Origin of the sequence: Absiella sp. AM09-50, from assembly GCF_003433845.1 — a bacterium.
In the GTDB taxonomy this organism is placed as follows: Bacteria; Bacillota_I; Bacilli_A; order Erysipelotrichales; family Erysipelotrichaceae; genus Hoskinsella; species Hoskinsella hominis.
In genome coordinates, this window is the sequence record NZ_QVFI01000029.1 from 16,719 (window position 1) to 43,451 (window position 26,733).

General features: G+C 35.3%; 30 protein-coding genes and 1 pseudogene. 18 read left to right on the forward strand and 13 right to left on the reverse strand.

Going from position 1 to position 26,733, the window contains the following annotated elements:
• Positions 1-81: 81 nt before the first annotated feature.
• The 5 genes from DW114_RS21545 (at position 82) to DW114_RS17935 (ending at position 3,006) form a co-directional block, all read left to right on the forward strand.
• A complete protein-coding gene (locus DW114_RS21545) occupies positions 82-381 on the forward strand; it encodes a DUF4926 domain-containing protein (protein ID WP_199483639.1) in 300 nt (99 codons plus the stop codon).
• 27 nt (positions 382-408) lie between these two features.
• Positions 409-1,008 (forward strand): hypothetical protein, encoded by a 600-nt coding sequence (locus DW114_RS21550; protein WP_187426241.1) that lies wholly within the window; start codon positions 409-411, stop codon positions 1,006-1,008.
• Positions 1,009-1,108: 100 nt separating this feature from the next.
• A complete protein-coding gene (locus tag DW114_RS17925) occupies positions 1,109-1,687 on the forward strand; it encodes a TetR/AcrR family transcriptional regulator (RefSeq protein WP_117455217.1) in 579 nt (192 codons plus the stop codon).
• Positions 1,687-2,103, forward strand: coding sequence for a DUF2871 domain-containing protein (locus tag DW114_RS17930; protein WP_117455219.1), 417 nt, complete (start codon positions 1,687-1,689; stop codon positions 2,101-2,103). The genes DW114_RS17925 and DW114_RS17930 overlap by 1 nt, the downstream gene beginning before the upstream one ends.
• A gap of 90 nt (positions 2,104-2,193) precedes the next feature.
• Positions 2,194-3,006, forward strand: a complete 813-nt coding sequence (locus DW114_RS17935; RefSeq protein WP_117455221.1) for a MurR/RpiR family transcriptional regulator — start codon at positions 2,194-2,196, stop codon at positions 3,004-3,006.
• Positions 3,007-3,030: 24 nt separating this feature from the next.
• Here DW114_RS17935 and DW114_RS17940 read toward each other — a convergent pair whose 3' ends face one another.
• On the reverse strand, positions 3,031-3,885 hold the full coding sequence (locus DW114_RS17940) for an AraC family transcriptional regulator (RefSeq protein WP_117455223.1): 855 nt from the start codon (positions 3,883-3,885) through the stop codon (positions 3,031-3,033).
• Between the two features lie 235 nt (positions 3,886-4,120).
• Here DW114_RS17940 and DW114_RS17945 point away from each other — a divergent pair, with 235 nt between their 5' ends.
• The 10 genes from DW114_RS17945 to DW114_RS17990 are packed head-to-tail and all read left to right on the forward strand — an operon-like array spanning position 4,121 to position 14,144.
• A complete protein-coding gene (locus DW114_RS17945) occupies positions 4,121-4,825 on the forward strand; it encodes an N-acetylmannosamine-6-phosphate 2-epimerase (RefSeq protein WP_117455225.1) in 705 nt (234 codons plus the stop codon).
• Positions 4,822-6,432 (forward strand): ABC transporter substrate-binding protein, encoded by a 1,611-nt coding sequence (locus DW114_RS17950; RefSeq protein WP_117455227.1) that lies wholly within the window; start codon positions 4,822-4,824, stop codon positions 6,430-6,432. Before DW114_RS17945 ends, DW114_RS17950 begins: the two co-directional genes overlap by 4 nt.
• A 59-nt stretch (positions 6,433-6,491) precedes the next feature.
• On the forward strand, positions 6,492-7,448 hold the full coding sequence (locus DW114_RS17955; protein WP_117455229.1) for an ABC transporter permease: 957 nt from the start codon (positions 6,492-6,494) through the stop codon (positions 7,446-7,448).
• A gap of 15 nt (positions 7,449-7,463) precedes the next feature.
• A complete protein-coding gene (locus DW114_RS17960; protein WP_117455231.1) occupies positions 7,464-8,330 on the forward strand; it encodes an ABC transporter permease in 867 nt (288 codons plus the stop codon).
• 12 nt (positions 8,331-8,342) lie between these two features.
• Entirely contained in the window at positions 8,343-9,350 is a 1,008-nt protein-coding gene (locus DW114_RS17965; protein ID WP_117455233.1) for an ABC transporter ATP-binding protein, read from the forward strand.
• A gap of 2 nt (positions 9,351-9,352) precedes the next feature.
• Positions 9,353-10,363: an ABC transporter ATP-binding protein gene (locus tag DW114_RS17970; RefSeq protein WP_117455235.1), complete on the forward strand. Its 1,011-nt coding sequence runs from the start codon at positions 9,353-9,355 to the stop codon at positions 10,361-10,363.
• Positions 10,356-11,780 carry a hypothetical protein gene (locus tag DW114_RS17975; protein WP_117455237.1) on the forward strand — a complete coding sequence of 475 codons (1,425 nt, stop codon included), beginning with the start codon at positions 10,356-10,358 and terminating at the stop codon, positions 11,778-11,780. Before DW114_RS17970 ends, DW114_RS17975 begins: the two co-directional genes overlap by 8 nt.
• Before the next feature lie 11 nt (positions 11,781-11,791).
• Positions 11,792-12,721, forward strand: coding sequence for a dihydrodipicolinate synthase family protein (locus DW114_RS17980; RefSeq protein WP_117455239.1), 930 nt, complete (start codon positions 11,792-11,794; stop codon positions 12,719-12,721).
• Between the two features lie 42 nt (positions 12,722-12,763).
• Positions 12,764-13,246, forward strand: a complete 483-nt coding sequence (locus DW114_RS17985) for a YhcH/YjgK/YiaL family protein (protein ID WP_117455241.1) — start codon at positions 12,764-12,766, stop codon at positions 13,244-13,246.
• Positions 13,227-14,144: an ROK family protein gene (locus DW114_RS17990; RefSeq protein WP_117455243.1), complete on the forward strand. Its 918-nt coding sequence runs from the start codon at positions 13,227-13,229 to the stop codon at positions 14,142-14,144. Before DW114_RS17985 ends, DW114_RS17990 begins: the two co-directional genes overlap by 20 nt.
• 15 nt (positions 14,145-14,159) lie before the next feature.
• Here the strand turns inward: DW114_RS17990 and DW114_RS17995 are convergent, their stop codons facing one another.
• Together DW114_RS17995 and DW114_RS18000 are read right to left on the reverse strand one after the other, a co-directional pair.
• Positions 14,160-14,903, reverse strand: coding sequence for a YwaF family protein (locus tag DW114_RS17995; RefSeq protein WP_117455245.1), 744 nt, complete (start codon positions 14,901-14,903; stop codon positions 14,160-14,162).
• Positions 14,904-14,971: 68 nt separating this feature from the next.
• Positions 14,972-15,862, reverse strand: coding sequence for a CPBP family intramembrane glutamic endopeptidase (locus tag DW114_RS18000; protein WP_117455247.1), 891 nt, complete (start codon positions 15,860-15,862; stop codon positions 14,972-14,974).
• Positions 15,863-16,046: 184 nt separating this feature from the next.
• Here DW114_RS18000 and DW114_RS18005 point away from each other — a divergent pair, with 184 nt between their 5' ends.
• The 3 genes and pseudogenes from DW114_RS18005 to DW114_RS21815 all read left to right on the forward strand — a co-directional run bounded on the left by DW114_RS18005 (position 16,047) and on the right by DW114_RS21815 (position 19,260).
• On the forward strand, positions 16,047-17,603 hold the full coding sequence (locus DW114_RS18005) for an AAA family ATPase (protein ID WP_117455249.1): 1,557 nt from the start codon (positions 16,047-16,049) through the stop codon (positions 17,601-17,603).
• Between the two features lie 100 nt (positions 17,604-17,703).
• A pseudogene (locus DW114_RS21810) lies at positions 17,704-18,510 on the forward strand (AAA family ATPase); the annotation flags it as partial.
• Between the two features lie 366 nt (positions 18,511-18,876).
• Complete coding sequence (locus tag DW114_RS21815; RefSeq protein WP_233509621.1) at positions 18,877-19,260, forward strand: PD-(D/E)XK nuclease domain-containing protein; 384 nt, start codon at positions 18,877-18,879, stop codon at positions 19,258-19,260.
• Positions 19,261-19,404: 144 nt separating this feature from the next.
• Here the strand turns inward: DW114_RS21815 and DW114_RS22035 are convergent, their stop codons facing one another.
• The 10 genes from DW114_RS22035 to DW114_RS18060 all read right to left on the reverse strand — a co-directional run.
• Positions 19,405-19,539, reverse strand: coding sequence for a hypothetical protein (locus DW114_RS22035; RefSeq protein ID WP_255411930.1), 135 nt, complete (start codon positions 19,537-19,539; stop codon positions 19,405-19,407).
• Between the two features lie 79 nt (positions 19,540-19,618).
• A complete protein-coding gene (locus tag DW114_RS18020) occupies positions 19,619-20,032 on the reverse strand; it encodes a hypothetical protein (RefSeq protein ID WP_117455255.1) in 414 nt (137 codons plus the stop codon).
• 13 nt (positions 20,033-20,045) lie between these two features.
• Positions 20,046-20,483, reverse strand: coding sequence for a LytTR family DNA-binding domain-containing protein (locus DW114_RS18025; protein WP_117455257.1), 438 nt, complete (start codon positions 20,481-20,483; stop codon positions 20,046-20,048).
• Positions 20,484-20,603: 120 nt separating this feature from the next.
• Positions 20,604-21,452, reverse strand: coding sequence for a prephenate dehydrogenase (locus DW114_RS18030; protein WP_117455259.1), 849 nt, complete (start codon positions 21,450-21,452; stop codon positions 20,604-20,606).
• On the reverse strand, positions 21,449-22,711 hold the full coding sequence (gene aroA, locus DW114_RS18035) for a 3-phosphoshikimate 1-carboxyvinyltransferase (RefSeq protein ID WP_117455261.1): 1,263 nt from the start codon (positions 22,709-22,711) through the stop codon (positions 21,449-21,451). Before aroA ends, DW114_RS18030 begins: the two co-directional genes overlap by 4 nt.
• The gene (aroF, locus tag DW114_RS18040; protein ID WP_117455263.1) at positions 22,711-23,727 is read right to left on the reverse strand and encodes a 3-deoxy-7-phosphoheptulonate synthase; all 1,017 of its coding nucleotides are present in this window, start codon (positions 23,725-23,727) and stop codon (positions 22,711-22,713) included. The genes aroA and aroF overlap by 1 nt, the downstream gene beginning before the upstream one ends.
• Before the next feature lie 13 nt (positions 23,728-23,740).
• A complete protein-coding gene (aroC, locus tag DW114_RS18045) occupies positions 23,741-24,859 on the reverse strand; it encodes a chorismate synthase (RefSeq protein WP_117455265.1) in 1,119 nt (372 codons plus the stop codon).
• Positions 24,860-24,863: 4 nt separating this feature from the next.
• On the reverse strand, positions 24,864-25,868 hold the full coding sequence (aroB, locus tag DW114_RS18050; RefSeq protein ID WP_117455267.1) for a 3-dehydroquinate synthase: 1,005 nt from the start codon (positions 25,866-25,868) through the stop codon (positions 24,864-24,866).
• Between the two features lie 275 nt (positions 25,869-26,143).
• Positions 26,144-26,341, reverse strand: a complete 198-nt coding sequence (locus DW114_RS18055; RefSeq protein ID WP_117455268.1) for a hypothetical protein — start codon at positions 26,339-26,341, stop codon at positions 26,144-26,146.
• Between the two features lie 12 nt (positions 26,342-26,353).
• The coding region (locus DW114_RS18060; RefSeq protein WP_147323140.1) for a helix-turn-helix domain-containing protein at positions 26,354-26,733 on the reverse strand (380 nt) is incomplete at its 5' end.

The following is a 26,733-nucleotide window of genomic DNA, read 5'->3' on the forward strand; positions in this document are numbered from 1 at the left end:
ATAGAAATTTTGTGGGGAAACAATTGGGTTAATCAAGAATGTTATAACCTTATATTGAAAATTGCTGGGATATTCGATGAAATGTCAAAAGATACATTTCTCTGGACAGAAGATGCGTTGAAAGAAAATCAGCAATGGGAAGAATGTAGAATATTAGGAAAAATGCTATCAAAACTGATGAAAAGGAAAGTGATGAAAGAGCTGGATGTAATGACTGCTTGTAAAGATTTATCAAAAAAGGTGAAAAAAGGGTGCATTGGAACAATCGTTTATGTATATGAAAACCCAAAACTTGCATATGAAGTTGAATTTTTTGATGACGAATATAATACGATAGAATTGATAACAGTGACAAAAGATGATATCTTATATGTAGACTAAAAATGATAATAGAAAGAAGTGGAAAATATGATATTATTTCGGCCAGTAGGATTATCTGAAATGGAAAAAATATTAAAAGATGGATGTCATGGATATCCACCAAGAAGAAAAGAACAGCCAATATTCTATCCAGTATTAAATGAAGAATACGCAGCAACAATTGCAAGGGATTGGAATACCAAAGACAGCATTTCAGGGTATGCAGGGTTTGTGACAGCATTTACTATTCAGGATGAATATATCAAAAACTATCAGGTAAAGTGCGTTGGTTCTCAGGTACATCAGGAATATTGGATACCAGCCGAAGAATTACCAACATTTAATTCAATGATTGATGGAAAGATTAAGATAATCAATGCATTTTATGGTAAAGACTATCAGGGACTTATGCCTGTTACTATACAGGATATGAAAGAATTAGATCTGCAGGAACAAGTGAGCTTTTTAGATAAATTGCGACAAGATAATATAAAAATGCTACAGGAAATTGTCCTGAAGGAATGGATGTTGATGAATACAAACCTGCCTTATTGGAAAAAGAATCAGCTGATTTGTGAACAATTATGGCTGGATGTAACAGCGATTTTAAAAGAAAAGGAATTATATTTTTTGGATATACCATATTGAGGAAAGGCTATGAAAAAACGCATAGCTTTTTTTGTGCAATCTGCTTGCATAAGTGATGTAGTACCAGTATAATGAACATTGTTCAGGATGGAGGTGCCATATGAATAAAGTAGTGACGACAAGAGAAGAATTATTACACACAGCACAGGAAATTGTGTTTCAGGATGGAATGGATAAATTGAGTATTCGTGCATTAGCAAAGAAGCATGATATCTCAGTTGGTGCGGTCTATAATTACTTTCCATCTAAGTCAGAATTGGTGTTAGCGATTATTGAGAATTTCTGGAAACAGGTATTTCATCAGGATATTTGTGAAATGAGCAGTCAGCTGCCATTCACCGAGTTCTATGAAATAGTGTATCAAAGGTTGGTAAAACATAGTGAAGCTTTCTTTTCCGTGTTGTTAGGACAGTTGAATATTTTAAAAGATAATGATAAAGAAAAAGGAAAACAGATGGAACAAAAGTATATGATACATATTCAAAATGGTTTTCTTTATGCTTTACAACAGGATGAACGCATTCATCCCTCTATCTGGAATGAGGTGTTTACCAAAGAGGATTTTGTTTGTTTCCTATTGGAAATGATGATCAATGATTTAACGCATCAGCGTATGGATTGTCGTTTTACAAAGGAAATATTAGAACGATTGTTATATGAAAAACAGGAGGAAAGATGATGAAGAAAACAGTAAATTATGCAATGATATATGCAATATTAGCAATGATTGGCGGTGTATTCTATCGAGAATTTACAAAGTTTCAGGGTTTTAGTGGAAGAACGGATTTAGCGTTTGTTCATACACATTTATTTTTGCTAGGGATGGTCATGTTTTTGATTGTGACATTCTGTATTAAATTATTCGCTATTGATGAATCTAAAAAATATAAACTGTTCCTTAGAATATATCATCCAGGAGTATTGATCACAACCATCATGTTGTTTGTGAGAGGTATTCTTCAGGTGAATCAAACAGTGGTAAGCAGTGGTATGAATGGAATGATTTCCGGTATTGCTGGTGTCGGGCATATTTTGACAGGAGTTGGCATTATCTTATTTTTACTTATATTGAAGGAATGTGTGAAAGAAGCATAGTCAAATACATAAATCGTGATATAATGAAATAGCTATAATCGTAAACAAGAACTTTGCTTTACATCCCAAAATCAAAGGGGTGATATAGAAATGAATTGTTATAATACGATAGAATCATTGTATCCTACACTTACAAAGACAGAAAAAATTATCGCAGATTATATCTTAAAAGAAAAAAGTAAAGTGATGTATCTTTCGCTATCAGAGCTTGCGAATGCAATTTGTGTTGGTGATGCCAGTATTGTGCGCTTTTGCAGGAAAATTGGCTATGATGGTTTTCAAAATTTGAAATTATCAATTGCACAACATGGTGATGTTGATGAAACAAGTGGTGAAACCTATGTGGAAAAGATACAGATGAATTTTCAAAGAGTCGTTTCTTCTACTAAGGACATGTTATCTATACAAGAGCTAAATAAGGCGATTCATGTGATAAAAGAGGCAAATCGCATTGTGGCGTTTGGCGTGGGCAGTTCTGCTGAAGCAGCGAAAGAATTAGAAATAAGATTTTTAAGGATTGGTGTATTGATCAAAACAGTGAGTGATCCACACTTTCAGAATATGACCGCATCCATATTGAATAAAGATGATGTGGTCATTGCGTTTTCACTTTCTGGAAGAACCAAAGATATCGTGGATTCTGTATCTTTTGCGAAACAGGCGGGTGCGAAAATTATCAGTATTACAAATTTTCCACTTTCTCCTTTAGCGGCTATCTCAGATTATGTGCTGCTAACCGCAAAAAAAGAGTCGTATATTGAAGGCGGCTCTTTAGTGGCAAAGATATCTCAACTGTATGTGACAGATTTACTCTGTACCGGGTATTCTTTATTGGATATTGAAAAAACCAAGGAAATGAAAACAAGGACAGCTTCTTCAATCTTACATAAAAGCATGGAATAACAGGCGATTTGCCTGTTTTTTTTTCTATTTCATCGTTTGATAATCTTTGATAAATTCTTTAGGACTGATACCATGTTTCTTCACAAAAGCTCGATAGAAACTGGAATAATCATTGAATCCACATTGTAAATAAACCTCATGTACTGGCATACCAAGTTTCAAAAGAGATAAGGCATGCTCCAGGCGTTTTTCTGTAAGAAAGGCATGGATGGAAATACCTTTTGCTTCTTTGAATTTCCTGCAAATATGATATTTGCTTAAGAAGAACTGTTCTTCAAATTGATCAAGTCTAATATCTTCATTGAATTTTTGGGAAATATAATATTCGATTTGATTGACGATGGATTCCTGTACTGGCACACTTTCAATAAGTTTACCATCAAGATTATAAAACATTTTATTAATTAAAACCAATAATTGAATCACAAACGCATCTCCCAGTACATCAGAACCAAAGAATTTTTTAGTTTGTACATTTAACAGACTTTCAAAAAGTGTAATCAGTTGGCGATATTCTTCAGGGTTGCACTTTGCTCGATGGATCATGGTTCTGGGTTGTTTAAAACAATAGGTAAGGTCTGTATCACTTGTGCTTAACAGTTCCACATATTTAGGATCAAGGTCTAATGCTATACGATTTAATCGGGCATTCTTCTTTTTTTGAGGGTAATGAAGTGTATCCATATCAATAATCAAAATATCCCCGGATTCTATATCGCAAGCCTGATCTTCGATATAATACGTGATATTTCCACTAAGGAAGAAAAGGATTTCATAGAATCTATGCATATCCGGAGAGAATAAATCTGTGTCTTTATTGAATACCTGTGCACAAAAGAAATTGTCTGTATCTTTACCATTTTTATCGAACTTAGCCATTTATGTCACCTCACATGTCAATTTTTACAATGTACTTAGCAATTTATGCATTTATTTTGAAGTGTTACTTCATTAGAATAATAGATGTAGGAGGAATAAACCAGAAAGGAGATGCAAAACAGAGTTACTTGTTGATTAGATTATAGCATGAGATTTATACAGGATGGTACCATTTTTTTTGAGTATTGAAGTAAGCGCTTACGATGTATAGAGGAAAGGAACGATGTAAAGAAACATGGAAAAAGCAGAATTAATAGAGAAAATAAAAGGTGGGTTGATTGTGTCCTGCCAGGCATTAGAACAAGAACCTATGTACAGCGATAAGGGTGGTGTGATGCCGTTATTTGCGAAAGCAGCTTATCAGGCAGGGGCTGTTGGCATAAGGGCAAACACTGTACGTGATATTCAAGAAATCAAGGCAGTTGTAGACTTGCCAATCATTGGAATCATCAAAAAAGACTATCCGGATTCACCACAATATATCACGGCGACAATGGCAGAAATTGATGCATTAGCAAAATGTCAATGTGATATTGTTGCCTTCGATTGTACGAATCGTGTTCGTGCAGATCATCGTACACTGGAAGCATTTATTCACGATATTAAAGAAAAATATCCGAATATGGTATTGATGGCAGATATCGCTACTTACGAAGAAGGTAAGCGGGCATATGAACTTGGTGTGGATTTTGTTGGGACAACATTATGTGGATATACACAAGAGAGTAAAGATGCACCTGTTCCTGATTACACACTGATTTCAAAATTATCAGCGTTAGGAATACCAGTAATTGGTGAAGGACATGTAGATACACCAGATAAAGCCGTCAAGGTGCTAAAAGCTGGAGCATTATGTGTCGTTGTCGGTAGTGCAATTACCCGCCCATATGAAATAGCAAAGCAGTTCGTAGAGGAACTGAAAAGAAAGGAGAATTTATGAAAAAATTATTTACAGGCGTTTTGGCAGCTTTCTTATGTGTGACAACATTAGCTGGCTGTTCAAGTAATAAAGAAGCAGATAAAGGTAAAGAAAAAGTAATTAATATCGCAGCTGAAAAAGGTGGAAACCTGGATACAAAGTTTGATTATGTCTGGGTAAACAATGGCGAGTTATATAAAGAATTAGTATTCCGTCACTTGTTTAAGGCTGATTCAACACTGACTAAGGTTAGCCCTGACTTGGCAAAAAGTTATAAGTTAAGTGATGATGGCTTAACGTTGACTATTGAAATGAATGATGGCTTGAAATGGTCTGATGGCGAGCCACTTACGGCGGATGATGCGAAGTGGTCAATGGAAACGATTTTGAAAGCAGCACTTGCTAATGGTATCTATACATCCGCATTCTCTAATATTCAGGGTGCTGATGACTGGAAATCAGGCAAGGCGGATTCTTTGAAAGGTATCACTGTGGATGGTAGTACACTTACCATTAAATTTGATCATAAAGTAGGTAATATCATGAATGTACTAGCACAGTTTGTGATTTTGCCAAAGCATTGTTTAGAGAAATCTGATCCATTACAGTTACATAATGATCCATATTGGGAAAAACCAGTCACAGATGGTATGTATAAGATTGGTGATTTCCAACCAGGTAACTACATTGAATTAATACGTGATGATAATTACAATGGTGAAAAACCAAAGATTGATAAAGTTATCGTCAATATTGTAGGTGATGCATTAACGGCTGCACAAAGTGGAAAATCTGACTTCATGAAGAGCAATTCTCCTGGTATGATTGAAGAACTTAATAAAATTGATGGTTATAAATCATTTAGTGTAGATACATTATTCTATCGTTATTTCATTGTAAATTATGAAGATGCAAATGGTAAGAAGAATGAAAAGATGGCAGATCCACGTGTACGTGAAGCAATCATGTATGCAATTAATCGAAAAGAATTAATTGATAAATTATATCCAGATTTAGGTGTTGTCAGCAATGCTGGTGTACCAGAAGGCTATAATGGCTATGATAAAGACTTGAATCAGTACGAATATAATCCAGATAAAGCTAAGAAACTGTTGAAGGAAGCTGGATGGGACTTTAATGAACCATTGAAGATTATCTACTATTATGGAGATCAGACTTCTATAGACTTTATCAATGCGGTTACCCAGTATTTAACAGAAGTTGGTATGAAAGTCGATGCTGTAAAGATTACAGGTGACTCTACTACTGCATTATTCAGTGTAAAGAACTATGATATCGCATTAAAAGGATTATCTGCATTTGGTTTTGAAGAATATTATGGTGAATATACTTCACAGAACGCAAATTTCAAGAATATCTTTGGTAAAACAGGCGACTTTGATGATTTATATAATCAATTAGTTGCGGAAACAGATCAGGCAAAACGTGCTGAAATCTTAAAGAAACTACAGGTACAGGAACAAAAAGATTTATTCAAGCTTCCTATGTATACGTTAAAGAATAAGATTTTCGTCAATACAAATCACATTGTATTGCCAGATGGTATTACATTTGGTAATCCTTGGTATTCTTATGACAAACAGTTTGAAAAATGGGATGTTAAATAAACTGTTCATTTTACAGGGAGTGGCAACACTCCCTCATATATAAAAACGGGAGGTAGCATATGCTGAAATATTTTGTTAAAAAATTTCTTGCAATCATACCCATGCTGTTTATCATATCCTTAATCGTATTTTTGGCATTACAAATTGTACCGGTAGATCCTATCAATTATATGGTATCTCCGGATATGGCCGCTAATACGGCGAATATAGAGGCATTAAGACAACAGCTGGGATTAAACGATCCAGTCATTATCCGATATTTTCGCTGGCTGATTGATCTGCTGCATGGTGATTTTGGCTATAGTATCGTCAATGGTGTACCAATCGCAAAACTTATTGCGATGAAGTTACCCGCAACGATTGAACTATCTATGGTGGCTTTGGTCATCTCAGCTGTATTGGGGATTGGCATTGGTTTATTATCTGCTATTCGCCAGAATGGCATCATCGATTATGTAGGAAGAATTATTGCGGTTATTGGTACATCTATTCCACATTTTTTCTTTGGTATTCTGGTAATTCAGCTGTTTGCGATTAAGCTTGGATGGTTTCCAGCGGCAGGGCGTCTACAATATGGCGATGACAGTTTCTTTATGAAATTAAATAGTCTGATTCTACCTGCAATTACAATGGGTATCTCCATGATATCAGCATTGCTTCGTTATACACGAAATTCTATGCTGGATGTTATGAATAAAGAGTATGTAAAAACGGCAAGAAGTAAAGGTATTCCTGAATGGAAGGTATATTTGAAACATGCGTTTAGAAATGCACTGGGACCAATTCTGGTTATTCTGATGTTTCGTCTGCCAATTCTGATAGGTGGTTCTGTCATTATTGAAACCATCTTCTCATGGCCTGGCATTGGCACAACAATCCTAAATGGTGTAACAGCAGGCGATTATCCGGTAATCATGATTACGACATTAATGATAGCGGCAGCTGTATTATTTGCAAGTTTCCTTGTGGATCTGGTCAATGCATTACTAGATCCAAGAATTCGTATAGATCAATAGAAAAGGAGGAGCATAATGAAGAAATTAAGTATCAATCAATCATCATTGCTGTATCGCAATATGAAACGTCTATTAAAAAACAAACTGGCAATTATGGGAATCATCATTATCTTGTTGTTTCTGATACTCGCTGTATTTGCGCCTTTATTTACATCCTTCGATCCTAATGCTATTGATTTAAAGGCTGTAGGTGCTGCGCCATCATCCACCCATATATTCGGTACGGATAAACTGGGCAGAGATGTATTCGCAAGAATTTTATATGGAGGAAGAACCTCCATCACCGTTGGAGTCCTGAGTGCATTAAGCGGTTCCTTCGTTGGTGTTGTATTTGGATGTGTTGCCGGATACTTTGGCGGAAAAATAGATATGTTGTTCATACGTTTGTCTGAAATCCTGCAGACGTTCCCTCAAATGATTTTGATATTAATCATGGTTGCGATTTTAAGCCAAGGTGTACAGAATCTGATTATTATATTTTCCATTACAGGATGGATGACAACCTTCCGTATGATCCGAAATGAATTTATGGTATTACGTGAAGAAACATATGTAGAGGTAAATAAGGCATTTGGTATCAGTGATTTAACGATTATGTTTAAACAGATCCTGCCAAATACATTAAGCCCTATCATTGTATCCACAACCATCAACAGTGCCGGCTTTATTTTAAGTGAAGCAGGGCTAAGCTATTTAGGACTGGGTGTTCCTAATACCGTAGCTACATGGGGCAATATTATGAATGCCGCAAAATCATTAGATGTAATTGCGAATAACTGGTGGTTATGGGTGATTCCTGGTATTACGATTTCATTGTTTGTACTTGCGGTAAATTTCTTCGGGGATGGATTGCGAGATGTTCTTGATCCAAAGCAGTTGTAGGAGGGCGTAATTATGAGTGAAGATATTATTCTGAAAGTAGAACATTTACATACAAGCTTCTACAATGGCGGAGAAAAAGTTGATATTGTGAAAGATGCGTCTTTCACTGTATATAAAGGAAAAACACTGGCAATTGTTGGAGAATCCGGTTGTGGAAAAAGTGTTACCGTACATAGTGTCATGAATCTGCTTCCTAAAGCAGGAAAGATTGAAAAAGGCAGTGTAACATATTATCGTGATGGAAAGCCTGTCATGTTAAATAAGCTTCCACAGTATGGAAAAGAAATGCGTGATATACGTGGAAAACATATTGGTATGATCTTTCAAGACCCCATGACTTCTTTAAATCCTGTGTATACCATTGGTTCCCAAATCATGGAGAATCTTTTACAGCACAATAAAAAAATGAAGAAAAGTGAAGCATTGGAGGAAGCTGTTTATATGCTGGCAAAGCTGGGTATTCCAGATCCCAGAAGCCGTGTAAAAGATTATCCCCACCAGTTTTCCGGTGGTATGAAGCAGCGTGTTATGATTGCGATTGCCATGGTATGTAATCCTGATATTCTGATTGCGGATGAACCTACCACAGCGTTAGATGTTACAATTCAGGCCCAGATTATGGATCTAATGAAAGAGCTGCAGGAAAAAGAGAATAAATCCATTGTGTTGATTACACATAATATGGGACTTGTAGCGGAGAATGCGGATGATGCGGCAGTTATGTATATGGGACGTATTGTGGAATATGCTTCCACAAAACAGATATTTAATCGTCCTTCCCATCCATATACCAAAGCTTTATTAAGAAGTGTACCCGTACCTGGTATGGATAAAAACAAAAAGCTGGAAACAATTGAAGGACAGACACCTGATCCAAAAGATTGTAAAGAAGGCTGTGAATTTGCGAATCGATGCCCTCAGGCATGTGAACGCTGTTTTAAAGAAACAATTAAAAATTATGAAGTAGAACCCGGACATATCGTAAGATGTTTATTATTTGAAGGCAATAAGGAGGTCTAATTATGGAAGAACAACATGAAATCGTATTTCAGGTCAATCATCTGAAAAAGTATTTTCCCGTATATGGAGGCTTTTTCAAAAAGGAAATTGCTTCTGTAAAAGCATTAGATGATGTATCCTTAAGCATTCGTAAAGGTGAAACATTAGGTATTGTAGGAGAATCCGGGTGTGGAAAAACAACGTTGGGTAAAAACCTGTTGATGTTGGAAAAACCAAGCGATGGAGAAATTCTTTATAATGATCAGGGTGTATTAAAAGATATCACGAAGATGAACAAAGAAGATCTGTTTCAATTTAGAAAACAGGTACAGATGGTGTTTCAAGATCCTTATAGTTCATTAAATCCTGTGAAAAAGATTTATAATGCATTTGAAGAACCATTAAAAGCACATGGCTTTCATAAACGAGAAGAACGCGAAGAAATCATGAAAAAAATGATGGAGATGGTAAATCTTCAACCAGATTATATTTATCGTTATCCACATGAATTCTCTGGCGGTCAGCGTCAAAGAATTTGTATAGCACGTGCTTTATGTATCAATCCATCTGTTGTGATTTGTGATGAGCCGGTATCTGCATTAGATGTATCCATTCAGGCACAGGTATTGAATCTGATGAAAGAAATCCAGCATAAAATGAATTTAAGTTATGTATTTATTGCGCATGATTTAAGTGTTGTGGAATATATGAGTGATCGTATCGTGGTCATGTATTTGGGAAAAGTTATGGAAATCGCAACCAGCGATGAACTTTCAAAACGACCATTACATCCATATACCGAAGCATTATTATCCGCTGTACCTATTCCAAAAATTGGTGAAAAAAGAAAACGTATTGTATTGGAAGGAGATGTCCCAAGTCCAATTCATAAGCCTTCTGGATGTCCTTTTCACAACCGTTGTAGAAAATGTATGGAGATATGCAGGAATGAAGAACCTGTTTTAAAAGATGTAGGAAACAACCATCTTGTATATTGTCATTTGTATGATGGCAAGGAGGCAGTCAATGAATAAATTTTTATTACTGGATAGTGGATTAGTCGATGGCTTTCTTATGTCGAATGCGTCAATACATGTAAATCCCATTCATAAAGAAAATAAAGTATTGTTTCATGAAGATTACTTTAGTGAACCCCCTAGACTATGGGAAGTACGTTACGACAATTCTTATCCCAATCTGATTTATGATTCCCAAATAGAACGCTATCGTTTGTATTATTCCGTCTTTACATATGATAAAGATGCGGCACGTACACCATTAAATGAACGTGTAAACAAACGTTACAAACCAACAGAGGATCGCATTGTTTCCTTATGTTATGCGGAGTCAAAAGATGGTATCCATTGGGAAAAACCAGATTTATATCTGCATGAAATCAATGGCAGTAAACGCAACAATGTCATTCTGCCTTATGCACATGGCACAAGTGTTTTTCTGGATACAGAGGAACAAGATAAAGATAAACGATATAAACTTATGACAAAAATAGATTATGCCGGCCATAACAATTTCATGGCAGTTGCCTTTTCTAGGGATGGTATCCATTTTACAGAGCCAAGAGAATGGGCCAAATACAACCCCCAGGCAGATACCCATAACTTTGTCTTTCGTGATCAGAAAACTGGCCATTATATCTTAATGACAAGAATCTGGCGAAATGGATTGCGTATCGTCGCAAAAAGTGAAAGTACGGATTTCATTAATTGGAGTGAGCCACAGGAAGTATACCGTGGAAATGGATTCCAGAATCAGGTTTACTCAATGCCAGTATTTCAATATGCGAATCTGTATTTAGGGCTTGCTTCTGTATACCATGAAGGCGATCAGATTGATGAAAATTATGATACAGTAGATTGTTTCCTGAAGTTTACAACCAATTTAGATGCATGGGACAGTATCAATGATGAAGAACCCTTTATCCCAAGAGGTGCTGGACATTATCCAACAGGAGCACCAGATTGTGGATGTATCTATGCTTCCGCCCCTGTAGAAATAGATGGAAGGATGTATTTCTATTATATGGGAGGCAATGGACAACATACCAATTTCAGAGAAACAAGTTTCATGCGCGGCTATGTAGAAAAAGATCAATTCGCTTATTATACAAATAAACGTACAGAAACAAATGCAATACTACAAACCACAGCATTTGATGTATATGGCGATAACTTAAAGGTACTTATGAAAGAAGAAACAAACGCGCAGTTTAAAGTAGAAATCACCAATCGTAAAGGTATTCCTTTTGAAGGCTTTGAGGCAGTATCTATGCAGGTATCAGAACCGGATGAGGATGGATATCGTGATATCACCTATAAAGATCATACCTTGAGTGAATTAAAAGGCAAAGAAATATATTTACGCTTTACCTTCCAAAACATAAAGCTGTTTGCCATACAAGGTGATTTAAGTAAAATAAAAAGAAAATATTAGGAGGAATCGAAATGGCTAACTTTGAATTAAAAAATATCAAAGGCGTAATTCCAGCATTGATTACACCCTTTGATGAACATGAAGAATTTGATGAAAACAGAATGCGTAAACTGGTCAATCATTTGATTGAGCGAGGAATGGATGGATTATATTTAACAGGCAGTACGGGTGAAGGCTTTTTAATGACACCAGAAGAAAGAAAAAAAGTAGTAGAAGTTGTAATTGATGAAGTACATGGAAGAATTCCTGTCATCGTTCATGTTGGTGCTATTTCCACAAAGATCAGTATTGATCTGGCAAAACATGCCTATGCCACAGGCGCAGATGCCATCAGTAGCGTGCCACCATTCTACTGGAAATTTAAAGAAGAAAACATCTATAAATACTATGAAGCTGTGTCTATGTCAACACCACTTCCTATGATTGTATATAACGTACCACTTGCTGGACTATTAGGCTTTGATTTTATCTGTCGTCTAGCAAACATTCCAAATGTGAAAGGTGTCAAATATACAGCATGTACACATCAGGATATTTACAAATGTAAAGATAAGATTTCGCAGGATTTCATGGTATACTCTGGCGCAGATGAAATGGCAGTCAGTGGCATTATCAACGAAGCAGATGGAATCATCGGTTCTTTCTATTCCATGATGCCGGATGTATTTAAGGATATTTATCAGAAAGTAAAAAGTGGAGATATCGCTGGTGCACAGAAAAAACAGAAAATCGCAGTAGATATCATTGAAGCATCATTAAAATATGATTATTATGCAGTCATCAAAGAAAGCCTTCGCTGGATGGGCGTAGATGCCGGTTATGTCAGAGCGCCATTTATGAACCTGAGTGAAGAAGAAATTAAAAAAGTAAAACAGTCATTTAAGGAAATTAAAGCTCATTATCAGGTAAATGATATTGAAGTATTAAATGCATGTGACTAGAAACTTCCTTGTGAAGTTTCTTTTTAAAATAAGGAGAACATTATGATTACAGGTAAACTAAAAGATTTAAACAGATATATCGGAATCAATAAAAATCTGGATATCGCAATTGCATATATTCAAAAAGAAGAATGGCGTAATGCCCCAATGGGTGAAACACCGGTTGCTGGACAGCATGTTTTATTAAGAAGATTTGATTGTAAGACGGTTTCATCAGAAGAAAAACCATTTGAAGGCCATCAAGTTTATGGGGATATTCAATTATTGGTAAAAGGCAATGAAATAGTAGAATACACAGACTTATTACATACAAAGGCATTAAATGAATACCAGAAAGAGGATGATTTTCAAGAATATCAGGGAACGGCTCTTGGTTCTTTCCTTTTGGAAGAAGACAGCTTTGCGATTTGTTTCCCAGAAGATTTACATAAACCAGATATTACGCATGTAAGCACAAAAGTAGAAAAAGCCGTTATCAAATTCATGATAGAAGAAGGTGAAACATATGGACTATCTGGGAATTGATATTGGTGGTACAGATGTAAAAGTAGGTATTGTGGATGCATCAGGAGAAGTACTCATATCTGCGAAATATCCTGTGAATATTGATCATTATAAAATACCATTTATGGATGCAGTGATGCAGGGGATTTTGATGTTTCTTTCAGAAAAAGAAATTGATCTGGCACAAATCAAAGGAGTAGGTGTTTCTGCGACTGGTCAGATTGATGATCATAGTGGTGTTGTGATTGGCTCCGGTGGTTCTGTGCCAGGATATTGTGGCAGTCATATCAAAGAGCGCATAGAAGAAACGCTGCTTTTGCCTTGTACCGTATTGAATGATGCGGATTGTATGGTATTAGCCGAGGCATGGATGGGAGCTGCGAAAGGTTATCAAAATGTTGTGGCATTTACGATTGGTACTGGCATTGGTGGAGGTATGATTGTGAATGGAACACTGTTGACAGGAAGAAATGGCATTGCTGGAGAAATCGGACATATGATACTTCATGAGCAGGGAGAACCATGTGGATGTGGAAATCAAGGATGCTTTGAGCGTTATGCATCGACATCAGCTTTAATACGAAGAATACAGGCACGCTGTCCATCAAGACCAGTCATGAATGGCATGGAAGTATTTCAATGCCTGAAGAAAGGGGATCAGGAAATACAGAAAGTTGTGAATGAATGGATAGAGGATATTGTCGCAGGCTGTGTATCCCTTGTGCATATCTTTAATCCAGAAATCATCGTGATCGGCGGTGGTGTAAGCAATGAAACTGAATATTTGATAGCACCATTACGTAAAAAAATCAAAGAAAAAGCCATGCCTATGTTTGCGAAAGATCTGGAAATTACACAGGCAAAGCTAGGAAATACGGCTGGAATGGTTGGTGCTGTATATCATTTCATACACCAATAAGTAAAAGGAAAGCATCTACGGATGCTTTTTATATGCGATGATTTTTTGAATAAGCAGTCCACCACCACAGGCACATACTAAATAAATCAAAATGGTTGGTATGCGCCCAATAATTGGCTCTAGCATATCAAAAACAGGTTGTGAGAAAGGCATATAAGGACTGATATAAAACATATCTATATCACCATAAGTATGAAATATTATATTAAAACATGTTGCCAATGCAGCGGTAAGAAAGAATAACAGTACGACCTGATGATATTTAGCAAAAGTATTACGATACCAGGCAATATGGAATCCTATAAACAATAAAATAAAGTGCCATAAAAAAGCATGCGCCGTTAATGTAATATAGGGATGCATCATATCATCAGGAAACAAAAGTGCCATAGAAGCTCCCAAAATAGTAAAATCCATCAAGAAGGTTTCTATGATAGAAGTCGAATGCTTTTTCAAGAAAGGTAAAAGAACACACAAATACATAGGCAGCGAACATAATTGAAAGGGAAAAATCCACCAGTCATAAGTATGATGATTTACAATGGCATAAGAAAATAATTGTTTATATAACTCTAATAAGATAAGGATCATACCAAGAATAAATAACAAGCGCTGATGCATTGCTTGGGATATATGATGGGTTTTCCATCCCAGAAAGATTGTGACAGGAACCCCTACTAACAACATAAGTATATGAAAAATACCCCAGGGTTCTGGTTCATTCATCATCCATGCTGTATAAGATAGTAATGTATCCATAAAGATCACCTATGAACATTATAATCCAAATATTTGGTAATATACAAAAAAAGACAGACGAATCTGTCCTATAATAATTCAATAGATGTTAGTATGTTTAATATAATCAAAATCAAAAATATAATACCAGCCCAGTTATGGAAAAAGTCACGTACTCTCCAAGCTTCTTTTTCTCTGTTTTTAAAAGGATGTTTCCGTAAATACTTTATCACTTTTATCAATGCATATCCCATGAAAATAATCATGACCCATCCAATCAATGCGGCGATATAAATATTAGATATAAAGGATGTCACAGTACCAATGGTATTAAAAATGATATGTGTGATAATAGCTGGATATATGGATTCACTTCGTAAAGTCATCTTACATAGCACGATAGAAAAGAAGAAAAGTGGAACTGTTTGTGGCAGATTGCCATGAAATAATGCAAACAGGATAGATACAGTCAATATCGCAAAACGAGTACCATAAGGTTTTAATTTCTCTAATATGAGTCCTCTAAAAATCAATTCTTCAAATAAAGGTGCCAATAAGATACTGTATACAACATTGAAGATATTGATTAGAAGCTGATTTCCCATAGACATATCAATGGTATGAAATTCTATCTGATTTTGTACAAGCAATGTAAATAAATTAAAACAAAGTGAAATAAGATAGGTGATTCCAATAGTAATCATGATATATCTAGTAAATATCTGACGTGTAAAGCTTTTTACAGGTTTTTGGTAAGGCAACGTTACATCCATTCGCTTCGGATAATGTTGAATGATGTAAATAGACATCGCACTTAGACATAACACAGATGCCATCATAGTAGAATCATATTCATTATATCCACTAGCAAGGAGTAATGCACCTACAAAAATCACCATGAGAGATGGAATCAATAAATATAGTAACAGCATTTTGCATACGGATGTTGCATCTAGCTTAAATTTTTCTTGATCTTCCATATAATACCTCCATTTGTTAAGTTATACAAAAATTAATTAGGAATAACAAGTAACAGGAAAATAAATCAGAAACAAAAAATGTAATGATACGCTTATAATGCGTCATGGAAAGGACAGTGCTTTTTTCATAGTAAAAGAGGAGAAAATAGTCTATAATATAAAAAGAGAGATGAGGTGAGTGTGAATGTATTTTCTAGACAAAGAAACTCCTATGGAACAATTTAGAATTGTTGTCTCAACTGAACCTTATGTAGACAAGAGCATGTTGATCAATAAAATATATCCTTTGATAGGAAAAGAAAATCGATTTATGTGTATTACACGCCCTAGAAGATTTGGAAAAACAATCAATGCAGTGATGCTTGGCGCGTATTATACAAAAGGATATGATACCCATGAATTATTTAAAGATTTGAAAATAGCACAGACAGTGTCTTATGAAGAACATATCAATAAACATCATGTTATTTATATAGATTTTAGTAGGTTGCCTGATCCATGTAATTCATATGAAGAATATATAAGCTGGATTAAATACTGCTTGCAAGATGATTTGAAAAAAGGTTATGGAATTGAAAAAGTTCCTGGAGAACCTATCCAAAATCTATTTGAAAAAACAAATGAGAAATTTATCTTTATAATGGATGAATGGGACAGTATTTTTTACAAAGATTTTATGCAAGAAAAGGATAAAAAAGCATATTTAGAATTTTTAAAAGGATTATTTAAAACTCAGCCATATGTGGAATTAGCCTATATGACAGGGGTATTACCAATCGCAAAATATTCAACTGGTTCGGAATTGAATATGTTTGATGAATTAAATTTTATGAATGATGATGAATATGATTTATTTTTTGGATTTCATGAAGATGAAGTAAAAGAATTATGTAATCAGATGAATAGTGTAGGATATGAAGAATTAAAATACTGGTATGATGGATATTATACCAGTGAAGGGAAAAGTTTGTTTAATCCTCGATCTGTTTCATTAGCGTTACAAAAAGGAAAATGCAAAAATTATTGGACAGAAACAGGGCCAATGAATGAAATTGCAGAATATATAGAGCATAATGTAGATGAGGTAAGAGAAGACATCGTGAAAATGGTGGCAGGTATCCCTGTAGAAGTAGAATTGGAAGGGTATGCTGCATCTCAATTACAATTAGATAGTCGAGATGAAATCTTATCTGCCATGGTGGTCTTTGGATTCTTATCATATCATGATGGTTTCTTAAGGATACCGAATCATGAGCTGATGGAAAAATTTCAAAGAGTATTAAAACGAAAAAGTATGGGTAGCGTTGCAGATATCGTCAATAATTCTAAAAATGTATTAGATGCGACAATTGCATTGGATGGACAAAAAGTAGCACAATATATTGAAGAAGCACATGACCGAGAGATACCGTTTTTGCAATATAATAACGAAAATAGTCTGTCATGTGTGATTACTTTATGTTATCTGTATGCAAGAAATTATTATGATGTCACAAGAGAAGATAAATCCGGTAAAGGATATGTAGATTATCTTTTTACACCTAAGAAAAAGGGATATCCTGCAATTATATTGGAACTGAAATATAATAAATGTGCAGAAGAAGCAATTGATCAAATCAAGAAGAAAAACTATGTAGAGCGAGTGAAAGATTTTGATGAAATACTGTTTGTTGGTATCAATTATTCTACAGATGCAGATAAACATAAACATCATGATTGTATTATCGAAAAATATAAATAGGAACGATAAGCATTGTCTAATGAAAACAATAGATAGTGCTTTTTTCATAGTAAAAGAAGAAAGAATAGTCTATAATATAAAAAGAGATGAGGTGATGGATATGTATTATTATTTGGATACTAATATTCCTGTTGAATTATTCCAACGAGTTTTAAAGAAAAAAATCTATATTGATAAAAGCATGCTAATTAATAAATTTAATGAAGTAATTGGTAGTGAAGATTGTTATTTTTGTATCACGCGTCCTAGAAGATTTGGGAAAACGATGAATGCAAATATGCTTGGGGCATACTATACGCAAGGATATGACACACATGAATTATTTAAAGATTTAAAAATAGCACAAACATCAACCTATGAAGAACATATCAATAAACATCATGTAGTCTATATTGATTTTAGTACATTGCCTGATCCATGCACAACCTATGAAGAATATATCAGTTGGATAAAATATTGTATTTAGGAAGATTTGAAAGAAGTATATGGCATAGAGAAAGTTCATGGAGAACCAATAAAAAGCTTATTAAAGAGGACAAATGAAAAATTCATCTTTATTATGGATGAATGGGATAGTATCTTTTATAAGGACTTTATGCAAGAAAAAGATAAAAAGGCTTACCTGGAATTTTTAAAAGGATTATTAAAAGATCAATCTTACGTAGAATTGGCTTATATGACAGGAGTGTTACCAATCGCAAAATACTCTAGCGGATCTGAGTTGAATATGTTTAAAGAATATAATTTTATGAATGATAGGATTTATGAAGATTATTTTGGGTTTGATGAAGAGGAAATAGTTGAATTAACTAAGAAATACACGAAGCCATCATTTGAAACATTAAAAAAATGGTATGATGGATATTACAAATCAAATGGTTCAAGTTTATTTAATCCACGATCTGTTTCATCTGCGATAACGGATGGTGTCTGTCTTAACTACTGGACAGAAACAGGACCAATGGATGAAATAGCTGAATATATAGAACATAATGTAGATGCAGTAAGAGAGGACATTGTGAAAATGGTGGCAGGGATTCCTGTAGAAGTGGAATTGGAAGGATATGGCGCAGAACAGTTGCACTTAAATAGTCGGGATGAAATATTATCTGCCATGGTGGTCTTTGGATTCTTGTCATATCATGATGGTTTCTTGAGAATACCAAATCATGAATTGATGGAAAAATTTCAAAGAGTGTTAAATAGAAAGAGTATGGGTGGAATCGCAGATATCGTCAATAATTCTAAAAATGTATTAGATGCGACAATTGCGATGGATGGAGAAAAAGTAGCACAATATATTGAGGAAGCACATGATCGAGAAATACCATTCTTGCAATATAATAACGAAAATAGTCTGTCATGTGTGATTACATTGTGTTATCTGTATGCGAGAAATTATTATGAAGTCACAAGAGAAGATAAGTCAGGCAAAGGATTTGTAGATTATCTTTTCACTCCAAAGAAAAAGGGATATCCAGCAATCATCTTAGAACTTAAGTATAATAAGAGTGCAGAAGAAGCAATCGATCAGATCAAAAGGAAAAAATATGTTGATCGAGTAAGCAATTTTGATGAAATATTGTTGGTTGGTATCAATTATTCTACAGAAGCAGATAATCATAAACATCATGATTGTATCATTGAAAAATATTAAAATATAAAAAAACATCAGATTGAAATAGAAACAAGTCTGATGTTTTCTTTTACGCAGCATTCTTATGGTCTTATTAATATAAGATGATTCAGGAATGATGGGGTGCTTGATTAGAAATGTTATTAAAATGTTATTAAAATGTTATTATTTCATTTTGATTTCTAAGAGAGCACTATTTTGAAATGCTGCGCTTTTCATGAACTGCATTTTTTCTTCATAACGTAATTCTTCGGCATGATAGTAAAATCCTTTTTCTTTTTTTGTGTGATGTAGGAACATAAGTTATACCTCCTTTCAATAGAACAATGTTTTGTTACAATGATATTATAACGTAACAATGTTTTGCTGTAAAGCCTTTTTAATTTTTTTCTGCTTTTTTCTTTTGTAACAAGGCATTCATCTGGGCAGTTTCTTTCACAACGGTATGATTTACATAAGCTTGTATCAAAAGAATATTCACTGTGTATATCAACCATAAATTAAAAACTCCATGAAAGCTGAAAGGAATTGTGAAAAAGAGTTGATACGCAATCATAAAGATGATAAATAATATCACGTATCGAGTGAAAAAATAACTACGATAACTTTTAAAATCATAGAAATCAATAACATAACATGCGATGGTCAAGATCATAATCATGGCGATATCTGATAAAATAACAGTACCTTCTATGGTTGTGGAAAAACGGATGGCATTGATGCTTTCCACAATCATACATAGAACACTACAGATACATCCATAGGGTAGATATTTGTGAAAAAAACGATACATAGAGTATTCCTCCTTACTGGCTAATGGCAGCCTTTAATGTTTCCAAATACATGCGATTCACTATGAGCTTGTCGTTGTTTTCCATGTGCAGCAACAAGCGGTGATTGGCATATGGTTCTAATGCATCAATCCATAAAATGTTCACAATCGTATGTTTGCTGATACGACAAAATGTCGTATTCTTTAAACGTTCTTCTAATTGTTGAAGGGATTGCTTCATTTCATAAAAGTGATGACTTGTATAAACGATGGTTTTACCGTCCACAGATTCCAAGTAATATATTTCATCAATAGGAATAAATGAAGTTTTATTGTGATCATATACTTCAAAAGAGATGGCATATTGTTCCATCATATGGATGAGCTTTTGTAAGCGGGGATGTATCATCGCACAATGGATGATGATTTCTTCTTCTTTGTAAGCTGCATCCTGTTCAATGCGTATTTTCATATAGAAACCTCCTTATCAACATTATATAAAATTCCACAAGTGATACAATCCCTGTAAACATCAAATACCCAAAGGAAGGTACAACCTGCCATAAAAAAAGAAATCATACAACGATGATTCCTATTTATCAAATAATTTTCGTCTTGCAGTGGATTGGATAAATAATTCTTTTAATCCTTCTACATCATTATGGATAAGTTTTGATTTCAGGTTTTCTACTTCTGCGGTAAAGTCATCAATTTCTTTAATCAGATTATCTTTATTCAGGAAGAAAACCTCACTCCAAAGATTCTCATTGATCTTCGCTATGCGCGTCAGATCACGGAAAGAGTCACCGGTGTATTCCACCAGGTGCGTATTGTCATTGGTATTCATCAAAGAAACCGCAATGGCGTGTGTTAAATGCGATACAAAACCAATCATGGCATCATGATCTTCCACACTTAATTCACTGATATTATGGAAACCTAAAATCTGAGCCATCTGGCGCAGGGAATCGATTGCTTCTTTTGTATTTTTTTCTGTAGGCAGAATAATAAAGTTAGCGGAATGAAAGATGGTATCATCCGCAAATTTCACACCACTGACTTCTTTTCCAGCCATTGGATGGGAGCTTAAAAATTCTACATCATCACGGATGATATCCTGTATTGGTTTGACTACACCGGTTTTTACACTGGCAACATCGGAAATTAAAGCACCAGGCTTAAAGTATTTTTGATAAGTCGCAATCCAATCAACACTCATGTTTGGATACAGGGAAACGATAATGACATCTGCCTGGGATATCATATCTAAATCGAAAGTAGAACCCTTGTCTATGATGCCATTTTTTAAAGCATAATCAATGCTTAATTGATTGATTTCAATGGCTTCCACATGATAGCCGTTCTTTTTTAATCCCATGGCATAGCTTCCACCAATCAGTCCCAAACCGATGATAAGAAAGCGTGTATCTTTTGTGATCATGCACATTCCACCTTTCCATGAATGCGTGTAACATCTTCAAAGAAGGTAGGATAACTTTTAGATATTGCCTGTGCACCTTCTATGGTTCCAGATTGTTCACTACATAATAATGCGACACTTAATGCCATAACGATACGATGATCGTTGTGTCCTGATAAGGTTTCTTTACAGATAGGGTGGGTACATTCTTTGATAAAGATGGTATCTTCGTTGGAATGGATATCCACGCCAAACTTTCTTAATTCTTCTTCCATGGCAGCGATACGATCACTTTCTTTAATACGTAAACGCTGTGCATTTTGTATGATGGTTTCTCCTTGTGCATACATGGCAAGGACGCATAGAATTGGTCCTAAATCAGGACAATTCGCTAGATCAATCACACAGCCGTGTAATGAACTTTTAGATATATGATAGCCATCTTCAATTTCTTCTATTTTTGCGCCAAAATCTTTTAGAATGGAGATAATAGCTTTATCTCCCTGTGCAGAACTGTGACGGATACCTGTAACATCTAAATCAGATGATATCGCAGCCAATACCGCAAAGAAAGCCAGTTGTGAAAAGTCCCCTTCAATACGGTAATCGTGTGGCTGATAGCTTTGATTGCCTGGTATCCATAAAGTATGATCATCCTTGTAGGATACATGAACACCAAACAATTCCAGCATTTCCAATGTTAGATCTACATAGGATCTGGATTCAAAGGGTGGTTCGATATGCAGGATACTATCCTTGGACAACAGGGGCAATGTGAATAACAGGCCACTGATAAACTGGGAGGAGATATCTCCTTTGATATGATATTCACCGGGTTTTAATGATTCTTTGATGGTAATTCCTTTGTCGTTTTGAGAAAAGTATAATCCCTGTTCATGGAAGATATCTTCATATACCTTTTGCGGGCGCTGTAGTAAACGACCAGCACCGGTAAAGGTTAAGGTTTGATGACATAATGAGAAAATTGGGATAAAAAATCGTAAGGTAGAACCGGATTCATTACAGAATACTTCATCACTTTCACAATGAAAGTCTTGTATCCCATCGATAATCAAACGATCATGCTCCTGTGTGATTATTGCACCTAGTTTTCGCATACCATCCATCGTTGCTAAAATATCTTTTGAATATTCCACATGTTCAATGATACTGCGGCCTTTTGCTAAGGATGCACAGATGATAGCACGATGTGCCATGCTTTTACTTGGGGGTATACAGATAGCACCGGATACCTTGGAAGGGGTAATCGTTGCCTGCATTACATATCCCTCCCGATAACCTCGGCGATCTTTTTACCTTTACGAATGACTTCCGCAAAACGCTGCGGTTTTAATGATTGTGCACCATCACTCCAAGCGCATTCTGGACAGTCATGTACTTCAATGATCAATCCATCCGCACCTGCGGCAATTGCTGCTAAAGATGCACTTTCCACAAGTTCCCAATCTCCAGTCGCATGACTTGGATCAATAATGATAGGAAGGTGTGTTTTCTTTTTGATAATTGGCACAACGCTTAAATCTAAAGTGTTTCTTGTATATGGTTCAAATGTACGGATACCACGTTCACACAGCATAACATTTTCGTTGCCTTCTGACATAATATATTCTGCACTCATGATCCATTCTTCAATTGTATTGGCAAGTCCTCGTTTTAAAAGAACTGGTTTGTTGGTTTTTCCAACAGCCTTCAACAGATCAAAGTTTTGCATATTTCTTGCGCCAATCTGGATAACATCCACATATTCGATAAATTCATCCAGTTTATCTGCACTCATTAATTCTGTGACAATTGGCAAGCCGGTTTTTTTACGAGCTTCCACCATTGCCAGAATACCTTCTGTACCCATACCCTGGAAAGCGTATGGACTAGTTCTTGGCTTATATGCGCCACCTCTTAGCATGACACCGCCACTGTTTTTTACTTCCTGTGCCAAATGACAAATCATGTCTTTTCCTTCCACAGAACATGGTCCGCCAATGACAACGATTTTTTCTTTTCCACCGATTTTAATACCATTTACGTTAATGATGGTATCTTCTGGATGAAACATACGGCTCGCTTTCTTATAAGGACTGGATACACGTACAACGCTTTCCACATGAGGATTTGCCTCAATACGTTTTGGGTCGATTTGAGAAGTATCCCCAACTACCCCAAAGACATTGTAGTTTTCCCCGATACTTTCATGAATCTGTAGTCCTTTGTTTTTCAACTGTCGCATGACATTTTCAATATCTTGTTTTGTCGCATCTTTCTTCATTGTAATAATCATAATCAATTTCCTCCTACGTTCTGTTAAACATGGAAAGTGTTGCGTCACGTTCCATCAATAAATCTAAAATACCAAGTGCTAATACAGCATCTACCACGATTCTCGCGCGATGAATAATCGCTGGATCATGTCTTCCTTCAATCTGAAGCTTTACGGCTTCATGTGTTTCTTTATCTATCGTATCCTGTTCCTTATATATGGAAGGGGTTGGTTTAATTACTGTGCGAATACGAATCGGCATACCATTACTGATGCCACCATTGATGCCTCCATTATGATTGGTAGCGGTTTTTACTCTGTGTTCCTTTTGATCATAAATAATCGCATCATTGACTTCACTGCCATAATGATTCGCAAAATCAAAGCCTAAACCAAATTCCACACCTTTTACAGCAGGTACACTAAATAATAAATGACTTAATCTGCTTTCTATAGAATCAAAGAATGGTTCGCCTACACCCACTGGCATATGCAAAATGACACTTTCCAGAATACCACCAACGCTATCGCCTATATTTGCGGCTTCTTCAATATGGCGATGCATTTGTTCTGCGATATCTTTATCCAGTACCGCAAAATCACTGGCATTCATTTTTTCAATTTCACTTTTAAGTGTGGATTCATCACTTGAGAATAAGGTATCTTTGATACCATGACATTCCGCAATATGAGAACCAATCAAAATGCCTTTCTTTTCATTCAATACTTGCATGGCAATCGCTCCAGCCGCAACGATAGGTGCAGTTAAACGACCGCTGAAATGTCCACCGCCACGATAATCCTGATAGCCAAGATATTTTGCTTCTGCGGTATAATCTGCGTGAGAAGGGCGTAAACGGTTTTTTGTCTTTTCATAATCACCACTTCTTGTATTGGTATTATGAATCAATATGGTAAGGGGTGTCCCTGTGGTATATCCATTAAAATAACCACTGACGATATGAATTTCATCGCCTTCTTTACGTTGTGTACTGATTCTTCCTTTTGCTTTACGCTTATCCATCATTGCGTTGATAAAGTCCATATCCAGATGAATACCGGGTGCTAATCCATCAATCACAACACCAATTTCTTCACCATGACTTTCCCCAAACAATGAAACATTTAAATGATTTCCAAAACTGTTTTTCATAATCTTATCCTTTCAATAATACTCTGACTTCTTCAAGCTTCATATCCTGAATTTCTGCCTTGCCAATTTCTTTCACCTTGACGATACTGACACTTCCATGTGCTGCTTTTTTATCATTGCATAATAAGCCATATACTGTATCAGGATCATAAGGCGCAGATGCCTTGATGCCCAGTTTATCATAAATCGCAAGAACACGTTTTTTAATATCTTCCTTTTCGATAAAATACAACATGCCAAACGCAACACATTCTCCATGTAGATATTCACTTAAGTGATAATAACTTTCAATCGCATGTCCAATCGTATGTCCAAAGTTTAAGATTTTTCTTAAATGCTGTTCCTTTTCATCTTTTTCCACAACATCTTTTTTCACATATAATGCCTTTTCAATAATCTGGTCTAAATCTTTATAGATATCACCGGCTTCAAATAAATTAAACAGGCTTTCATCATAAATCAAACCTTCTTTTAACGCTTCGATCAACCCATTGATATAATGACGTTTTGGTAAAGTCTGTAACGTATCTGGATCAATAATTACTATCTTTGGCTGATAGAAAGCACCAATGATGTTTTTAACTTCATCCAGATTAATCGCAACTTTTCCACCAATACTGGAATCAATCTGAGAAAGGGTTGTGGTAGGGATTTGAATAAAATCAATACCACGCATATAGCTAGCGGCTACATATCCACTTAAATCTCCAACAACACCACCACCTATTGCGATAATACAGTCTTTTCTAGAGAACTGCTGTTCCAATAGATCTTCACAGATTTCTTTAAATACGCTCAGGCTTTTAGAATCTTCACCTTGTGGAACAACATGCAGATATCCTTCTGCACATTGTGCAACTACACTGGTCGCATATTCTAAAGGAACGCCTTCATCCGTGATGACCATGACTTTACGATTGAGATCTACATAATCTTTTACATTGGCTAATACACCATGCTCCATAATGATGTCATAACCATTTTCTTTTAAATCCACATGAATTTTCATTTGTTTATCCTCCTGATTAAGAAAAAAAAGCATCAATCATTCGACAGATGCTTTTGTGTAATCGTTATAAAGAGAAAAAGAACCATGCATATGTTATGGCTTTATAACGAACTATCGATAATAATAATATCCTTTGTTATGCATAGCACTCACTCCCATTTGCCTATATGATACGATACTTTGACAAGAATTACAAGAAAAATCATCAAAAATATGTAAAAAATTTCAAATCGTGAAACAAAATGTAAAATATGATGCTGTTATGATGACAAGCATTAAGCATATTTGCTTAACCAGTACTTCTGAAATAATAGTCCCATAATTGCACATGTAATGGTTCCAAGGATTCTTGGTATCCATATATTCTGTATGAAATTATCCGTAATATCTAAAACAATATTCCCAATATATATCGAAATGTAAAGGGCAATCAGAAAATATAAAGTATGCATTTTTGACTTTGTTTGATTCATAAATTTCCTCCTCTAAGCGTTCATGATGAACATCAATATAAAAAGAACCATGAGGGCAATCAATATACAAAGCAGCAGCGTATTGTTTTTACTGACCTGTGTTTCCACAACATTTACTTTCTGTTCTATAAGATGCTGGATATCATTTTCCATCAGGGCATCCATGCTGACTTGTAATGCCTTTGACAGTGCTAATAACTGATTGGCATCAGGGGTGGTAATATTGAGTTCCCAGTTGCTGATTGTCTGTCTGGTGACACCAACCATATCTCCTAGCTTTTCTTGTGATAATTGAGCTTTCTTTCTGGCTTGTTGTATATGATCTCCTAAATTCATATGTTCTCCTGGTATATTAAAGTTACTCATACAAAGAGTAATAAATCTAATATACC

Coding starts and splice junctions, on each gene's coding strand:
- DW114_RS21545 (WP_199483639.1), top strand. CDS start 82: ATGTCAAAAGATACATTTCTCTGGACAGAAGATGCGTTGAAAGAAAAT.
- DW114_RS21550 (WP_187426241.1), top strand. CDS start 409: ATGATATTATTTCGGCCAGTAGGATTATCTGAAATGGAAAAAATATTA.
- DW114_RS17925 (WP_117455217.1), top strand. CDS start 1,109: ATGAATAAAGTAGTGACGACAAGAGAAGAATTATTACACACAGCACAG.
- DW114_RS17930 (WP_117455219.1), top strand. CDS start 1,687: ATGAAGAAAACAGTAAATTATGCAATGATATATGCAATATTAGCAATG.
- DW114_RS17935 (WP_117455221.1), top strand. CDS start 2,194: ATGAATTGTTATAATACGATAGAATCATTGTATCCTACACTTACAAAG.
- DW114_RS17940 (WP_117455223.1), bottom strand. CDS start 3,885: ATGGCTAAGTTCGATAAAAATGGTAAAGATACAGACAATTTCTTTTGT.
- DW114_RS17945 (WP_117455225.1), top strand. CDS start 4,121: ATGGAAAAAGCAGAATTAATAGAGAAAATAAAAGGTGGGTTGATTGTG.
- DW114_RS17950 (WP_117455227.1), top strand. CDS start 4,822: ATGAAAAAATTATTTACAGGCGTTTTGGCAGCTTTCTTATGTGTGACA.
- DW114_RS17955 (WP_117455229.1), top strand. CDS start 6,492: ATGCTGAAATATTTTGTTAAAAAATTTCTTGCAATCATACCCATGCTG.
- DW114_RS17960 (WP_117455231.1), top strand. CDS start 7,464: ATGAAGAAATTAAGTATCAATCAATCATCATTGCTGTATCGCAATATG.
- DW114_RS17965 (WP_117455233.1), top strand. CDS start 8,343: ATGAGTGAAGATATTATTCTGAAAGTAGAACATTTACATACAAGCTTC.
- DW114_RS17970 (WP_117455235.1), top strand. CDS start 9,353: ATGGAAGAACAACATGAAATCGTATTTCAGGTCAATCATCTGAAAAAG.
- DW114_RS17975 (WP_117455237.1), top strand. CDS start 10,356: ATGAATAAATTTTTATTACTGGATAGTGGATTAGTCGATGGCTTTCTT.
- DW114_RS17980 (WP_117455239.1), top strand. CDS start 11,792: ATGGCTAACTTTGAATTAAAAAATATCAAAGGCGTAATTCCAGCATTG.
- DW114_RS17985 (WP_117455241.1), top strand. CDS start 12,764: ATGATTACAGGTAAACTAAAAGATTTAAACAGATATATCGGAATCAAT.
- DW114_RS17990 (WP_117455243.1), top strand. CDS start 13,227: ATGGACTATCTGGGAATTGATATTGGTGGTACAGATGTAAAAGTAGGT.
- DW114_RS17995 (WP_117455245.1), bottom strand. CDS start 14,903: ATGGATACATTACTATCTTATACAGCATGGATGATGAATGAACCAGAA.
- DW114_RS18000 (WP_117455247.1), bottom strand. CDS start 15,862: ATGGAAGATCAAGAAAAATTTAAGCTAGATGCAACATCCGTATGCAAA.
- DW114_RS18005 (WP_117455249.1), top strand. CDS start 16,047: ATGTATTTTCTAGACAAAGAAACTCCTATGGAACAATTTAGAATTGTT.
- DW114_RS21815 (WP_233509621.1), top strand. CDS start 18,877: ATGGATGGAGAAAAAGTAGCACAATATATTGAGGAAGCACATGATCGA.
- DW114_RS22035 (WP_255411930.1), bottom strand. CDS start 19,539: ATGTTCCTACATCACACAAAAAAAGAAAAAGGATTTTACTATCATGCC.
- DW114_RS18020 (WP_117455255.1), bottom strand. CDS start 20,032: ATGTATCGTTTTTTTCACAAATATCTACCCTATGGATGTATCTGTAGT.
- DW114_RS18025 (WP_117455257.1), bottom strand. CDS start 20,483: ATGAAAATACGCATTGAACAGGATGCAGCTTACAAAGAAGAAGAAATC.
- DW114_RS18030 (WP_117455259.1), bottom strand. CDS start 21,452: ATGATCACAAAAGATACACGCTTTCTTATCATCGGTTTGGGACTGATT.
- aroA (WP_117455261.1), bottom strand. CDS start 22,711: ATGCAGGCAACGATTACCCCTTCCAAGGTATCCGGTGCTATCTGTATA.
- aroF (WP_117455263.1), bottom strand. CDS start 23,727: ATGATTATTACAATGAAGAAAGATGCGACAAAACAAGATATTGAAAAT.
- aroC (WP_117455265.1), bottom strand. CDS start 24,859: ATGAAAAACAGTTTTGGAAATCATTTAAATGTTTCATTGTTTGGGGAA.
- aroB (WP_117455267.1), bottom strand. CDS start 25,868: ATGAAAATTCATGTGGATTTAAAAGAAAATGGTTATGACATCATTATG.
- DW114_RS18055 (WP_117455268.1), bottom strand. CDS start 26,341: ATGAATCAAACAAAGTCAAAAATGCATACTTTATATTTTCTGATTGCC.